The sequence below is a fragment of the Priestia aryabhattai B8W22 genome (assembly GCF_000956595.1).
Taxonomy (GTDB): domain Bacteria; phylum Bacillota; class Bacilli; order Bacillales; family Bacillaceae_H; genus Priestia; species Priestia aryabhattai.
In genome coordinates this window covers 82,330-96,151 of record NZ_JYOO01000010.1, presented here as the reverse complement: position 1 = coordinate 96,151, position 13,822 = coordinate 82,330, and the positions used below count along the sequence as shown (strand labels likewise).

The window sequence follows — 13,822 nt, the reverse complement described above, 5'->3', positions numbered from 1 at the left end:
ATGTATGCTATAGAAACAAGTAAATTAACTAAAAAGTATGGATCTAAAACAATTGTTAACAGTATTAATTTACAGGTACCACAAGGAGAAATTTACGGATTTTTAGGGAGAAACGGAGCAGGGAAGTCTACATTTATTAATATGCTTACCGGCGTTTCATTTCCTTCAGCAGGAGAATTTACGCTGCTGGGACAGAGTGATATTGATTTAGAGCTTCAGAAGAAAATAGGTGTGCTTCCTGACTATGCTAACTTTTACGATGAGATGACAGCGCTCAATCATTTGCGCTATTTTTTAAAGATAAATGGCCATCGTTTTTCTAAAGAACACTGTAGTGATGTACTGAAGAAAGTAGGATTAGAAGGACATGACCATCAGAAAGTTGGAAAGTTTTCATTTGGAATGAAAAAGAAGTTAGGAATTGCTCAAGCAATTATAACAGATCCAGATCTTATATTTTTAGATGAACCAACTTCTGGAGTAGATATTGAATCTGCTCTCCACATTCATGAATTAATAAGAGAACTTCAAAATCAAGGCAAGACGATTTTTATGACGTCTCATAATTTAAATGAAGTTGAGAAGATTTGTACACGCGTAGCGATTATGAAAAATGGGGTTATTTTAATAGAAGGGACAATGGAAGAACTGCGCTTTCAATACCAAGCGAAAAAAACGGTGATGATTAAACATGATCCTTACCCAAGCAGCCATAAAGAATATATTCAACAGTTTTTCCGTACGGTGAGTCCGGACGTGGAATACCATCACACGTACACAAAAGTGATGCTTCAAAAAGAGAGAAATATCCCTCTGATTATTCGCGAATTGATTCAATGCGGCATCGATATTTATCAAGTTCACGTAGAAGAACCTTCTTTAGAAGAAATCTTTTTGCAAAAAAACATTGTGGATCATTCACAGGTAAGTTAATGGGCAAAAGTCCGTTGGCTTACTACTCATCCTGAATACGTTATTTATAAATATCAGTTAGGAAGCCTCTGACAAAAACATGTTCATTTTCGCAAGAAACTGATAAGATAGCTAATGACATTTAAAAATAAGAAAGGATTTCGATTATGTTATCAGCTATTAATTCAGTAGACTATGCCATTTTCCATGCGGTGAATCAGTATGCCTCGCATGTGAAGTTTGTAGATTCGCTAATGGTATTCTTTGCAGATTATGCCCAGTATGTACTTATCGTTTTACTCGGCTTGTTTTTACTTATTAATAAAAACGGCAGCCGTGTTGTAGCATTTCAAGCTTTATGTGCTTGTGCCACAGGAGTCATTATCAATAAAGTGATTAGTTTATTTGCTTATCGAGATCGTCCGTTTATCTCTCACCACGTGAATCAGCTCATTGATCACGCCGCGAATTCTTCATTTCCAAGCGATCATGCTACATCTGCATTAGTTATCACTTTTACCATTTGGCTGCATTTCAAACGTTCAGGACGCATGTGGGTTTTCATGGGTGCACTCATTGCATTTTCACGCGTATGGGTTGGCGTTCACTATCCATTCGATGTGTTAACAGGAGCTATTTTAGGCTGTGTGCTGGCGCTGTTTATTCATTATGTTATTTTTAATACGAAAATCATGAGAGCTATTACTAATCTGTCTATTTTTCGAAAATCAGCTTATGACGGGCAGTCTCAATATTATTAAGAAAAAGTCGCAAATACGCGGCTTTTTTTATTGGGAAATTTTTAATGTATTTAATACTTGTTTTTTAAAATTAAATTTTGTACAATTAAATTACAGAAACGATAAATAAAAACATCTAATAAAATTACTAAAAAAGAGGAGAGATTTATACATGAAAGCTTTATATGAAACAACAGTTGTTAACACAGGTGGAAGAACAGGAGAAGTTCACTCTTTAGATAACATCTTTAACTTAGACGTGGCAACACCGCCAGCGCTTGGTGGAGAAACAACGACAGCAACAAACCCAGAGCAGCTATTTGCAGCCGGATACAGCGCTTGTTTCAACAGCGCGTTAGAATTTATGCTGAAAAAACATAACGTAGAAATTAAAAGCAGTGAAGTAAAAGCTACGGTTCAGCTGCTTCCAGATAAAGCTGATCAAGGAGTAAAAATTGCTGTAGCGCTTGAAGCTCATATCGAAGGCTTAGATTTAGAAACAGCGAAAAAGTATGTAGACCTAGCTCACTCATACTGCCCGTATTCAAAAGCAATCAGCGGTAACGTAGACGTAACGGTAGAAGTAGTTTAATTGCTTTAAAAAGCCCTGCTAAGCATGTAAAGCTTAGCAGGGCTTTTTTATTTGAATTTTCTCTATTCATTTGTAAGGAGTACTAGTATAATGAGGAAGAAAATGAATCATTCGCACAGTTTAGGTGCTCTTACATAGAGTAAGAGGTAACAGGGAATCGAGTGCAAATCTCGAGCGGTCCAGCCACTGTAAGCAGGGAGTTTTCTATCATATCGTCACTCAAAACGGGGAAGGCGGTAGAAAATGATGATCTCAAGCCAGGAGACCTACCTATTCTGTACACTTGACTCTTCTAGGAAAGAGGCGGTGTATCAAGGTACGCAGTGAGCAATTGCTGTTTATTTTCATATGCCGACACATCCTCAATTTCTATAGAATTGAGGCTTTTTTACGTTTTATTTTAAAAAAAGGAGTGTAGGAAATGGAAGGTTTATCAGTTTTTTTACTTGTCTTTTTATTAGGAATCAGGCACGGATTGGATGCAGACCACTTAGCTTTTATTGACGGCCAGACCCGATATAATTGGCGAATGGGCAGCCGTTTTGCCCCGTGGGTTGGAACGCTGTTTTCACTAGGTCACGGAGGGATGGTGGCCGTCACGGCCGGGGTGCTGGGCGTGGTGATGAAGAATTTTACATTTCCATCGTATTTCGATCATTTTGCATCTTGGGTATCCATTATCTCCCTCTTTCTAATCGGGACATTAAACACATATCATTTGCTTCGAACTAAAAATAAAGAAGAAGAGTTTCAGCTGAGCGGGTTAAAAGGGAAGTTTATCCCGAAAATCGCAAAAGGAACAACGAATCCTTTTTTAATTATTCTTGTAGGAGCATTGTTCGCTTTAGCAGCTGAAACGGTCAGTCAAACGGCCGTGTGGTCTCTAGCTGTAGGGAACGCAGGCAAGTATACGCCGCTTTTATTAGGACTAGTATTTATGTTTGGAATGATGCTGACAGATACAATCGATTCACTGATTGTACATAAAATGGTGAATGAATCGAGTAAGTTTGGGCAATCTGCTTCTCGCTTGATGGGCTGGGTTATTGTTGTCCTCGCATATGGTGTGTCATTCTATTTAGCATTCACTTTCTTTAACCCATGGGCTGAAGTAAACTTTGAAATGGTTGGCGTTATTCTATTTATTTTTTTAGTGTCTATGTTTATTTTTGTTAGTGTGAAGTCAAAAGGAAAAAATATCAAAATAAATATCAATTAATAAAATGAAAGCTTTAATCTGTTGAAGATTGAAGCTTTTTTGTATAAATTTGTTGAAGTTTATGGCTATTTTCCGTCGGTTATGAATAAGTTAAAGTATTATCTGTATTTAAAGGATGGAAAATTGTCTGAAAACCATTATAATTAAGGATAATTTAAGAACGTTATGTGAAACGTAGAACATACTTATACGTACAATAAATAAAAGCAGTGAATGCACAAGCAGCAGGGGTTGTTTGGAGGAGGAATTGATTTGAGTCAGGTAATGGTAGAACAAAGCGTATTTAGTTATTTAAAAGAACACGAACAAGAGATGCTCGAAGATCTAGTGGGATTTGTGAAAAAAGAATCACCATCTTACAGTAAGGAGTTAGTGGATCAGTGTGGAATGTATTTAACGGAGCTGTTTCAAAAGCGTTTAGGGATAGGGTATGAAATCATAGAAAAAAAAGAAGTAGGAAACCACTTGAAATTTACGATTGGGGAAGGAGAAAAGCAGCTTTTAATTATCGGTCACTTTGACACAGTATGGGAAAAGGGAAGGCTGAGCTTGAGAACAGAAGGAAACAAGCTTTATGGTCCGGGAATTTTAGATATGAAAGGCGGCATTGTGCAATCTATATGGGCGATTAAAGCAATTCAAGAACTTGGCTTAGCACTGGATAAAAAAATTGTGTTTTTCTGCAATTCAGATGAAGAGATTGGGTCGATTTCTTCTAAAAAATATATTGAAGAAGAAGCACAAAGAAGTGAAGCGGTGCTAGTAGCGGAACCGGCGGTGGCGGGTTCAGGTGCGTTAAAAACGTCGCGCAAAGGAGCGGGGATCTTCACCGTAAAAGTATGGGGACGAGCAGCACACGCGGGTAATCATCACAAAGAAGGAATCAATGCCATTGAAGAACTGGCGCGCCAAGTGATTTTTCTGCAGAGCTTAACTGATTATGAAAAAGGTACAACGGTAAACGTTGGGACGTTTACCGGAGGCAGCGGTACAAATGTAGTTCCGGAGTATGCAGAAGCGCACGTGGACTTACGTGTTTCTACCGAAGAAGAAGCCGAGCGCATGACGGATATTATTTTAAATTTAACACCTATTTTAAAAGGGATTAAGCTAGAAGTAACGGGAGGCATGAACCGTCCTCCGATGGTGAAGTCTAAACAAACGGAAGAGTTATTTGAATGCGCTCAGTCAATCGCGGCCAAACTCGGGATGAAATTGGAAGAAGCAGCTGTGGGCGGCGGAAGCGACGGGAATTTTACAGCGGCCATTGGCGTTCCCACGTTGGATGGATTAGGAGCATGCGGAAAAGGAATACATGCGGAATATGAACATATTCAAATTGATACGCTGTCCGAGCGTTCTTCTTTATTTGCGAATTTGCTGCTGCAAATATAAAAAAAGCCCGCCTCAAAAGGCGGGGACTAATCTGAAAGCTTATAGTGGGAGAGTATAAGTTTTCTTTTTTACTTACTGCTTTCTTCTTGAAGAGAAAAGGCAGTTTCTTTCTTTTTGAATACCACTCCATCAAGAGCAAGGAACTGGCTTCCTGCAAGGAACAAGTGAGCAGACATGGCAATTAAAGCGATATCAAACTCAAACCCGCCAACAAATCCGCTTTTAAGCTTGGCTGTGAAAATAGCGCCAAGCATAACGGCTACAAATAAAGCAGCTACGACTCTTGTTGCTAGACCAAGAATAATAAGGACCCCACCTACAAGTTCAATCGTTGCAACAATGTAGGCCATAAAACCAGGGATTCCTAAGCTATCAAAGAACCCTACTGTATTTTCAATCCCGCCCTGCCATTTTTGAAAACCGTGTACTAAAAATGTAAAACCTAATACTAAACGAATAATAAGTGAACCAATTTCGACGTTTTTATTCACTTTACTTCCTCCTTTAAGTTTATTTAATTAAACACTACGTTATGTAGTGTGAAAGCCCGAAAAAAGAAATATAGCCATTAATTTAGAAACTCTTTCTTATTTGGATAATTTTACAACATTACAAACATCACACTACACATTGTAGTGTGATGTTTGTCCTCAGTCAAGTGAAAATATGAAATTAGATCATTTGGCATACAAAAGTTTCCTAAAGGGAACTTGAAAAATCCTTTAATTATGTACAAGTTAGTCCCTTATTTTCAATCTTATTCTCCAACATGCTATACTGATGGCGGAGGTGTTACGATGCGTTTAGAAAATAAAAGAGTTATTGCGCTTGTTAGTGCAGACTTTGAAGACCTAGAACTATGGTATCCAGTGATGCGTCTTCGAGAAGAAGGAGCAGAAGTACATTTAGTTGGAGAAAAAGCAAATGAAACGTACATGGGGAAATACGGTGTTCCAGCCGTATCGGACTACGCGTTTACAGATGTTGATCCAGCTGAATATGACGCTATTTTAGTACCTGGAGGCTGGGCGCCGGATAAGCTGCGCCGCTACCCTGAAGTAATTGAAATGGTTCGTCATATGGACGAACAGCAAAAGCCAATCGGTCAAATCTGCCATGCAGGATGGGTATTAATTTCTGCAAAAATCTTAGATGGCCGAAACGTAACAAGTACGCCAGGAATCAAAGATGATATGGAAAACGCGGGAGCTATTTGGCATGATGAAGCAGTCGTAATCGACGGCCACATCATTTCAAGCCGCCGTCCGCCAGACCTTCCACCTTATGCAAAAGCATTTGCGGATGTACTAGCAGAGCAATAAGAAAAAAGCCGAAACCACATTGGTTTCGGCTTTTTTATAAGATCCGCTAAAAAAAAGAAATGATAAAGTAAATAAAAAAGTATCATTAAAAAAGCGAGCAGATGCATCTGCTCGCTTTTGTTCGTGTTTCTTATCAGTAACTTGCTTTTTGCAAGTGTAAAAACAAAATGATTACTTTCTTTATAAAATCCATGATTACGGTTTTTGTATGTTTCGTTGTTGTTAGGGCACAATTAGCATTGATTGTGCTTGCATGGATTTCATCCATTGCCGCGGTTTGTTTTTCCACATGATCGATTAACCTAAACGACGCAAGCCCTACCTCTCTTGCATCCTTACGGCTCCGAAGCCGATCCAGTGTGAATAAGTTTTGTTCAAAGACATGTGTCGAATGCCAGTATTTTTACCTTGCATTGTACGATACATCCTTTCAAGTTACTTTCACTATGTCCAGCTCTTAAAGAAAAGCCAGAAATCTAAATATAACACCTCAGTTGATCTATGTCAAATAGAAAATGTGATTTTTTCACGTGAAACAATTGCAGCTAAAACATGGTTAAGTAAAGGGATATCTTTTTTATATGGAAGAGTTTTTTGATACGATAAGTTAGAGGAATCCTAGAGGAGGATGAAAAATGAACAAAAACAAACAGTTTCGAAATGATGTATTGAGCAGTGTAGAATCATTAACATATGAACAATTAAATCAGCAGCCAGCATCTAATACATGGAGCGTTATGCAAGTATTGGAACATTTATATTTAATGGAGCGCATGATTGTTTCACGTGTAAAGGATCAGCTAGAAAACGGTGTAGATCAGCCGACTGAAGATAAGCCGTTTCATTTAGCGGTAGACCGTTCGCGAAAAGTAGATGCACCGGCTCAAGTTACGCCTTCAAATGAAAAGCAGACATTAGAAGAAATGAAGAATAAGCTGGCAGAATCAAGAGCGGCTTTAGTAGAGTTAGAAGAAACAGCAAGTGAAGACAAGCTAAAGCAAAAATCGTTTCCACATCCTGTGTTTGGGTTAATGGATTTAAAGCAATGGATTGATTTTATTGGCTATCATGAAAAGCGCCATCAAGAACAAATAGAAGAAATCAAAACAGCAATTGGTGCATAAAAAAACAGGCATTCCGCCTGTTTTTTTATTTTTGGACCAAAATAGGATAGTCCGACATCATCCAAATACCAACACTGTATGTTTGGGGATTATGGTTCCCCACGGTAGAACCTGTTTGAATCGTAAACGAGAGTTGCAGAGGGTCTTGATCGTAATAAATCGTTTGCTTGGTGGAAGGGGAATAAAGTCGCTTCGGAGGGATTTTAGGAACCGTATCCGTCGTGTTAACAAAACAGCGGCTATTTGAAACAAGATTTGTGTATGTTTGAACGAATTGAGGATCACCTACTCGGGGAGCTCCGTAGTTGTACATTGTAACTTCCGGAAAAGATGCGTTTGTGGCGACATCTAAGGCATGAAGAGCAGCGAGTGCACCACCTAGGCTATGCCCCGTTATATAAAGTGGCTTGGGGGTAAGGGACTGATACGTTTCAAAAATTTCATCGCGGCATGATTCGTAAACGGCTAAAAAACCTTCGTGGACGAGCCCTGCTTGTTGATTGTATGGATAAGGGCGCTGCCTAATGCGAGCATCAGCAATCCAATCTGCCTCAGATTGAGTTCCGCGAAAGGCAATTACAATAGAGTCATCAGATTCTAAAATAAAACCAAACCATTCTTGCACCCCTACGGCAGAAGCTTTAAACGATTTAATAAGCCGGTAGCCTTCAGGTACATCAAATGTGCCTCCCTGTGCGTATTGCTTATAAGCTAAAACGCACGCATAAAGAAGGTCTAGAGCTAAAGAACGATAAAATAAAGGCTCTATTCTCATCATTGTTTTCACACCTTCTAATAGAAAATAACTTCTATAGCCTATGTGTTCGTGAGAAGAAAGGTGCAAATATCTCTTTTTTGAAAACTATAATTATAGAATGTAAACGGTTTATCTTTGGATATTTTTGAAGATTTTATAACGTTTTTTGTGTATTTTAACTAAAAATAAAGTTTTAATTTAGAGTTTTATTGTTAAAATTTATAATTTAACTTATAATTTAAAATAATCTGAATTAAAAATAAGGGGGTTATCGTTTGGAGCAATTTGTAACGAGTTTGAATAATGTGCTATGGAGCACACCTGTTATTTATGGATGTCTTGCGATTGGCTTGTTCTTCTCAATTTTAACGAGGTTTTTACAGGTTAGACACTTAAAAGACATGATCATGCTGATGTTTCAAGGTAAAAGTTCAGAAGCAGGAGTTTCTTCCTTTCAAGCATTGTCTTTAGCACTGTCAGGACGAGTTGGAACAGGAAATATTGCTGGAGTTGCGACAGCTATCGCGTTTGGAGGTCCAGGAGCTGTATTTTGGATGTGGGCAGTTGCTTTTATTGGTGCTTCTAGTGCATTCATCGAATCAACACTTGCTCAAATTTATAAAGTTAAGCAAGATGGCCAATATCGAGGTGGTCCAGCGTACTACATTGAAAAAGGAACAGGTATGAAATGGTATGGCATTTTATTTGCCATTGCAGCACTTGTTGCGATGAGTATCTTAATGCCGGGCGTTCAGTCCAATTCCATCGCGCTTGGCATAGACAATGCATTTGGTGTTAGTCCAACGGTTACAGCAGTAGGATTAGTTATTATTCTTGCTTTTATTATTTTTGGAGGCGTTAAGCGTATTGCAGGGGTAGCCCAATTCGTTGTACCTTTTATGGCGCTTGGGTATATTATTTTAGCTCTTATTATTATTGCCATGAACATTTCCGAGTTGCCGGGAGTTATCGCTCTTATTTTTAAAAGTGCTTTTGCATTAGATTCTGCTTTTGGAGGAATTGTTGGGTTAGCTGTTTCTTGGGGAGTTAAGCGCGGCATTTATTCAAACGAAGCAGGACAAGGGACAGGACCTCATGCAGCAGCTGCAGCAGAAGTTTCACACCCGGCGAAACAAGGCCTTGTACAAGCTTTTTCAGTTTATATTGATACACTGTTCGTTTGTTCAGCAACAGCATTTATGATTTTATTCACAGGCATGTACAACACGGAAGGACCGGGAGGTTCATTTATTATTTCAAATTTACCGGGTGTAGAAGCAGGGCCTGGATTTACACAAGCTGCTATTGAAACAGTGTTGCCGGGATTTGGAGCTGGCTTCGTGGCAGTTGCTCTATTCTTCTTCGCGTTTACAACGATCATGGCTTATTATTACATTGCCGAAACAAATATTGCTTATCTAACTCGTGGAAAGAACGGAAAGTGGGCTATGTTTGCATTAAAGCTTGTCCTGCTGGGAGCTACGTTCTACGGGTCAGTTAAACAAGCATCACTAGCTTGGGCATTAGGTGATGCGGGACTTGGTATTATGGTATGGCTAAATTTAATTGCCATTTTAATTTTAGCAAAGCCTGCATTAGTCGCATTAAAAGACTATGAATCCCAAAAGAAACAGGGGATAGATCCTGTATTTGATCCTGTTAAACTAGGAATTAAAAATGCAGATTACTGGGAGAAAGAATATAAGAAAGATGAGTCACAGGTTTCGTAAACAAGAAAATCCTCACATATGTGAGGATTTTTTTATGAAGAAAGCGAGACAGGCGAATTGTTTAAGTTATAGCGTTCCTTCAAAAGATGAATACGGTGTAGCTCTTCAAGAAGGTGGTGAATTGCAAGCAGTTCGTACAGCATTGTTGTCTCTGTTGAAAAAGGCTGATCCACTCTGTTTTCTTCCTGCTTATGTGCCCAAAACCTTTGTTTTAAAGTTAAAATAAGCGTTTGATGCTGAAAAGAGCTTTTATATTGTTCATTTTGTAAGACGTTATGAAAGGAAGTGAAAGTGTCCCATATCACTTGATGTCTTGCACTTTGCAGCTGATGGGCAGGCAAATAAATTAAATTACCAATATGGTAGACAAGCTGCCGCATAAGAGAAAGTTTCTTATATTCATAGTGAAATTTTCTCATAGCTGTATGAGTGAAATGATGAAACTTCCATTCTTTTCGCTGGTATTCACAAAGCGTCTCAATTTTTTCAATTTCAGCAGAAAGGTGTTGAAATTGAAGCTTTGTTTGTTTATGGCAAGCATGTACTTGGGAAAGTTCACTTCCTCTTTGCTGTAAGACGCTACTCATTTGTTTTGAGAGATTTTGAATTTTCCTCGTAATAATCGGTGTATAATTAGGAGGAAGAACGATGATATTCACAAGTGAAGAAGTAAGCAGCCCAATACTAGTGGTCGCTAGGCGAATTAAAAATGATATGAAATAATGGTCGTGCACAATCGTCAGCATAGCTACTCCTGTTAGCGTGGCAACGAGTGTTCCAGCATGTAAACGCAGTTTATAACAGGATATAATAGTAGAAACGGCAACAAGCATATAGGTAAGCGGCGTTACCCCTAAAAGAAATGTATAAAGCATGGCAAAAGCCGCTCCGATTGCTGAAGCAGGAAAGCGGATAAACGCTTTTTTGATAGAGTCGGCAGCGGTTGGTTCAATCGTAACAATAGCTGTAATAACAGCGAGCATATAAGGCCAGCCAATAGATTGGCAGATGAGTGCAGTCAAAAAGACGGCAATGCCTGTTTTAATAATACGACCGCCTAAAAAATTTAATTTTTTTATGTTAATCATTATGCATACCTTCTTTAAAAAAGTTAGTATTTTAATTATAAGGCATATTAAGGTGATAGGAAAACCTGTCTTAAAAACTAGCTTTCAAAAAACGAATAAATATACTATAATTTGTTTAAATATTTAAAAGGAGAGTACCACTAATGAAACAATTAATAAATGAAGCAATTAATAAATTACAAGATACATTTTATGATGTAAGCAAATATATTGGACAAAACCCTGAGCTTGGTCACGAAGAATTCAAAGCGTGCAAAGCATTAACGGATGTTTTAAAAGAACAAGGGTTCACAGTTGAAATCGGTACATGTGACTTGCCAACAGCTTTTACCGCTGTTTATGACAGTCAAAAGCCAGGTCCATCGATTGGATTTATGGCTGAGTACGATGCTCTGCCAGATCTTGGACATGCATGTGGACATAACTTAATTGGAACCATGTCAATCGCAGCTGGTATTGGTCTTAGTAAAGCGGTGGCGGAAACAGGCGGTAAAATATACGTATACGGAACACCTGCAGAGGAAACACGAGGCGGCAAAGTAACGATGGCTGAACAAGGCATTTTTAATCATTTAGATGTAGCTATGATGGTACATCCTTATTACTGTCACCAAAAAAGCGGGCGTTCTCTTGCGATGGATGCCATTCAGTTTGAGTTCTTCGGAAAATCTGCACATGCAGCTGCTGCCCCTCATGAAGGAATCAATGCGCTAGACGGTGTATTGCAAACGTTCAATAGCATTAATGCGCTTCGCCAGCATGTGAAGCCGGATGTACGTATTCACGGAGTAATTACAGAGGGCGGCAAGGCGGCCAACGTTGTACCGGATTATGCAGTAGCACAATTTTATGTCCGCGCTTCAACTCGTGCATATGTAGATGAAGTGACAGAGAAGGTGAAGGCATGTGCAAACGGCGCTGCTTTAGCCACGGGAACAAAATTAAAAATCTCAAACTATGAGTTTTCTTATGATGATATGCAAACGAATCAAACATTATCCGATGTCTATACAAATAATCTCATCTCATTAGGCGTGAGCGAACAAAGCATTACGGAAGACCAAGGCGATCATGGATCTTTAGATATGGGGAATGTCAGTCAGGTTGTTCCGGCTATTCATCCGTATATTCAAATTTGTGATGATTATTTTGTTTGTCATACGCACGAATTTAGAGAAGCAGCTTTAAGTGAGCAAGGAAGAGAAGCAATGATACTCGGGGCAAAAACAATGGCATTAACAGGGTATGACGTATTAACAAATCAAACGCTGCTCCAAAAAATCAAAGAAGAATTTAATGCTACAAAGTAAGAGATAATGATAAAACCATACTAAATAATACGCTTGCAGTCGCAAGCGTATTATTTAGTATGAGAAGTGGGACTGAATGGTTTGAAAAATTTGGCCGTGGCGCTGTTCATCGCTCGCAGCTCGAACAATGCGGCTTTGAATTCGAGCATTTGTGATTCTTCTAGCGATTGATTGATAAAATGGAACGGTTTCTACTTCATCTTTAATGGATTCAGAGACCCCTTCTTGAAAAGTATTTGGCAGTTTTATGTTTAATGAAATCTGTGGGTAGCTGCCTGATAAATCATAATAGGCTTTAGAAAACCAGTCAAAGTGTTTAATTTCATCCTGCCGAATACCTAATATAGCTTGTTGAACCTGATTATTAGGAGCCAGCTCTGCTAGGCGTGTATAGTAGTGAATAGCGGAAAACTCATCATTTACAGCTTTGTTTATATCTCTTAAAAGCTGTTCGTCTAGTCTTGTATCATCTTCCCAATATTCTTCATGCCGGGAGTGAAATTCATACATATGGATATACCTCCTCACCGTTTTGTTCTCTTGTCGTCACCATCATCGTATGTATAGACAACAAAAGGCGTACATTAAAAGAAAAAAGTTTAACAAAATGGTAAAAAGGGTATGTGCAGAGAATAGTATCAAAAAAGACAGAGGTTATCTTATGATTAAAATTGTAGCTAAAACCAAAGAAGGATCTATTAAAGAGATAGAAATGAATGAGATCCGTTCAAGCCATGACTTTCAATGGTATTGGGTTGATTTTTACAATCCCACCGAGGAAGAAAAAAAGCAGCTTGAACAATTTAATTTTCATCCTTTAGCAGTTGAGGACTGTTTGAATCAAGGTCAGCGAGCTAAATTTGAGTTGTATGATGAGCATTATTTTTTAGTCTATTATGCACTTCATAAAGAAGAGCTTGAGCACTTAGAAGTATCTGCGTTTGTAGGAGATAACTTTTTAGTCACTTACCATATGGATAAGCTAACGAGCGTGGCTAGGGTGTGGGAGCTTATCAAAAAAGATCCTGAGGCTACCGAAGATGGAACATGGGATATCATGTATGAACTCTTAGATCATACCGTTGATGAATATTTCCCTGTGCTTTATAAATTTGAAGATCACATAGATGATATTGAAGACAATGCAAAAGACGAACCTATGGATGAATTAATGAGGCAGCTTTATGACATCCGAAGTGATTTGTCACGAATGCGCCGCATTTTAAACCCCATGAGAGATTTAATGTATCGTATTATGTCAACTAATGCGTTAAAAGCAAAAGAGCAGGTTCGCTATTTTAATGATATTTATGACCACCTATTAAATATGATTGAAATTATGCAGGCAAGCAGGGATTTGTCAAATGATATTAGAGAAAGCTTTATGTCGATTAATTCGGATCGTATGAATTCAATCATGTTTACGCTAACGCTTATGTCAGCTATTTTCTTACCGTTGACGTTTATTGCTGGCCTCTATGGCATGAACTTTTCATATATGCCGGAACTGACGGGAAAATATAACTATTTTATTGTACTGGGCATTATGATTGGGCTTGTAGGCGTAATGGTCTTTGCCTTTTATAAAATGGGATGGTTCAAATACAGAAAAGGACCTAAACTATAAAGTAGA

Annotated in this window: 14 protein-coding genes and 1 riboswitch; of the genes, 10 read left to right on the top strand and 4 right to left on the bottom strand. The window is 38.4% G+C overall.

Going from position 1 to position 13,822, the window contains the following annotated elements; genetic code table 11:
* The 5 genes from N178_RS10040 (at window position 1) to N178_RS10020 (ending at window position 4,858) form a co-directional block, all read left to right on the top strand.
* Complete coding sequence (locus N178_RS10040) at window positions 1–933, top strand: ABC transporter ATP-binding protein (RefSeq protein ID WP_045292018.1); 933 nt, start codon at window positions 1–3, stop codon at window positions 931–933.
* Window positions 934–1,079: 146 nt separating this feature from the next.
* Window positions 1,080–1,673: an undecaprenyl-diphosphatase gene (locus N178_RS10035; protein ID WP_045292017.1), complete on the top strand. Its 594-nt coding sequence runs from the start codon at window positions 1,080–1,082 to the stop codon at window positions 1,671–1,673.
* 151 nt (window positions 1,674–1,824) lie between these two features.
* A complete protein-coding gene (locus tag N178_RS10030) occupies window positions 1,825–2,244 on the top strand; it encodes an organic hydroperoxide resistance protein (protein WP_045292016.1) in 420 nt (139 codons plus the stop codon).
* 105 nt (window positions 2,245–2,349) lie between these two features.
* A riboswitch (cobalamin riboswitch) is annotated at window positions 2,350–2,532 on the top strand.
* A gap of 133 nt (window positions 2,533–2,665) precedes the next feature.
* The gene (locus N178_RS10025) at window positions 2,666–3,463 is read left to right on the top strand and encodes a HoxN/HupN/NixA family nickel/cobalt transporter (protein WP_045292015.1); all 798 of its coding nucleotides are present in this window, start codon (window positions 2,666–2,668) and stop codon (window positions 3,461–3,463) included.
* 231 nt (window positions 3,464–3,694) lie between these two features.
* Entirely contained in the window at window positions 3,695–4,858 is a 1,164-nt protein-coding gene (locus N178_RS10020; RefSeq protein WP_045292058.1) for a M20 family metallopeptidase, read from the top strand.
* A gap of 68 nt (window positions 4,859–4,926) precedes the next feature.
* On the opposite strand, the gene N178_RS10015 is transcribed toward N178_RS10020, so the two are convergent.
* Window positions 4,927–5,349, bottom strand: a complete 423-nt coding sequence (locus tag N178_RS10015; protein ID WP_045292014.1) for a DoxX family protein — start codon at window positions 5,347–5,349, stop codon at window positions 4,927–4,929.
* 306 nt (window positions 5,350–5,655) lie between these two features.
* On the opposite strand from N178_RS10015, the gene N178_RS10010 reads away from it, so the two are divergent.
* Entirely contained in the window at window positions 5,656–6,180 is a 525-nt protein-coding gene (locus tag N178_RS10010) for a type 1 glutamine amidotransferase domain-containing protein (RefSeq protein ID WP_025752860.1), read from the top strand.
* 635 nt (window positions 6,181–6,815) lie between these two features.
* Window positions 6,816–7,304 carry a DinB family protein gene (locus N178_RS10005; RefSeq protein WP_045292013.1) on the top strand — a complete coding sequence of 163 codons (489 nt, stop codon included), beginning with the start codon at window positions 6,816–6,818 and terminating at the stop codon, window positions 7,302–7,304.
* A gap of 25 nt (window positions 7,305–7,329) precedes the next feature.
* Here the strand turns inward: N178_RS10005 and N178_RS10000 are convergent, their stop codons facing one another.
* The gene (locus tag N178_RS10000; protein ID WP_052942384.1) at window positions 7,330–8,082 is read right to left on the bottom strand and encodes a lipase family protein; all 753 of its coding nucleotides are present in this window, start codon (window positions 8,080–8,082) and stop codon (window positions 7,330–7,332) included.
* A gap of 254 nt (window positions 8,083–8,336) precedes the next feature.
* On the opposite strand from N178_RS10000, the gene N178_RS09995 reads away from it, so the two are divergent.
* Entirely contained in the window at window positions 8,337–9,791 is a 1,455-nt protein-coding gene (locus N178_RS09995; protein ID WP_045292012.1) for an alanine/glycine:cation symporter family protein, read from the top strand.
* Between the two features lie 32 nt (window positions 9,792–9,823).
* On the opposite strand, the gene N178_RS09990 is transcribed toward N178_RS09995, so the two are convergent.
* Complete coding sequence (locus N178_RS09990; RefSeq protein WP_045292011.1) at window positions 9,824–10,879, bottom strand: aromatic acid exporter family protein; 1,056 nt, start codon at window positions 10,877–10,879, stop codon at window positions 9,824–9,826.
* A 143-nt stretch (window positions 10,880–11,022) separates the two neighbouring features.
* Here N178_RS09990 and N178_RS09985 point away from each other — a divergent pair, with 143 nt between their 5' ends.
* A complete protein-coding gene (locus N178_RS09985) occupies window positions 11,023–12,189 on the top strand; it encodes a M20 family metallopeptidase (RefSeq protein WP_045292010.1) in 1,167 nt (388 codons plus the stop codon).
* A 54-nt stretch (window positions 12,190–12,243) separates the two neighbouring features.
* Here N178_RS09985 and N178_RS09980 read toward each other — a convergent pair whose 3' ends face one another.
* Window positions 12,244–12,699 (bottom strand): ferritin-like domain-containing protein, encoded by a 456-nt coding sequence (locus tag N178_RS09980; protein WP_045292009.1) that lies wholly within the window; start codon window positions 12,697–12,699, stop codon window positions 12,244–12,246.
* 151 nt (window positions 12,700–12,850) lie between these two features.
* Here N178_RS09980 and corA point away from each other — a divergent pair, with 151 nt between their 5' ends.
* Window positions 12,851–13,816, top strand: a complete 966-nt coding sequence (gene corA, locus N178_RS09975; protein ID WP_045292008.1) for a magnesium/cobalt transporter CorA — start codon at window positions 12,851–12,853, stop codon at window positions 13,814–13,816.
* The last annotated feature ends 6 nt before the right edge of the window (window positions 13,817–13,822 follow it).

Bases quoted from the DNA above. Each gene is read 5' to 3' on its own strand.
- N178_RS10040 (WP_045292018.1), top strand. From the start codon at position 1: ATGTATGCTATAGAAACAAGTAAATTAACTAAAAAGTATGGATCTAAA.
- N178_RS10035 (WP_045292017.1), top strand. From the start codon at position 1,080: ATGTTATCAGCTATTAATTCAGTAGACTATGCCATTTTCCATGCGGTG.
- N178_RS10030 (WP_045292016.1), top strand. From the start codon at position 1,825: ATGAAAGCTTTATATGAAACAACAGTTGTTAACACAGGTGGAAGAACA.
- N178_RS10025 (WP_045292015.1), top strand. From the start codon at position 2,666: ATGGAAGGTTTATCAGTTTTTTTACTTGTCTTTTTATTAGGAATCAGG.
- N178_RS10010 (WP_025752860.1), top strand. From the start codon at position 5,656: ATGCGTTTAGAAAATAAAAGAGTTATTGCGCTTGTTAGTGCAGACTTT.
- N178_RS10005 (WP_045292013.1), top strand. From the start codon at position 6,816: ATGAACAAAAACAAACAGTTTCGAAATGATGTATTGAGCAGTGTAGAA.
- N178_RS10000 (WP_052942384.1), bottom strand. From the start codon at position 8,082: ATGATGAGAATAGAGCCTTTATTTTATCGTTCTTTAGCTCTAGACCTT.
- N178_RS09990 (WP_045292011.1), bottom strand. From the start codon at position 10,879: ATGATTAACATAAAAAAATTAAATTTTTTAGGCGGTCGTATTATTAAA.
- N178_RS09985 (WP_045292010.1), top strand. From the start codon at position 11,023: ATGAAACAATTAATAAATGAAGCAATTAATAAATTACAAGATACATTT.
- N178_RS09980 (WP_045292009.1), bottom strand. From the start codon at position 12,699: ATGTATGAATTTCACTCCCGGCATGAAGAATATTGGGAAGATGATACA.
- corA (WP_045292008.1), top strand. From the start codon at position 12,851: ATGATTAAAATTGTAGCTAAAACCAAAGAAGGATCTATTAAAGAGATA.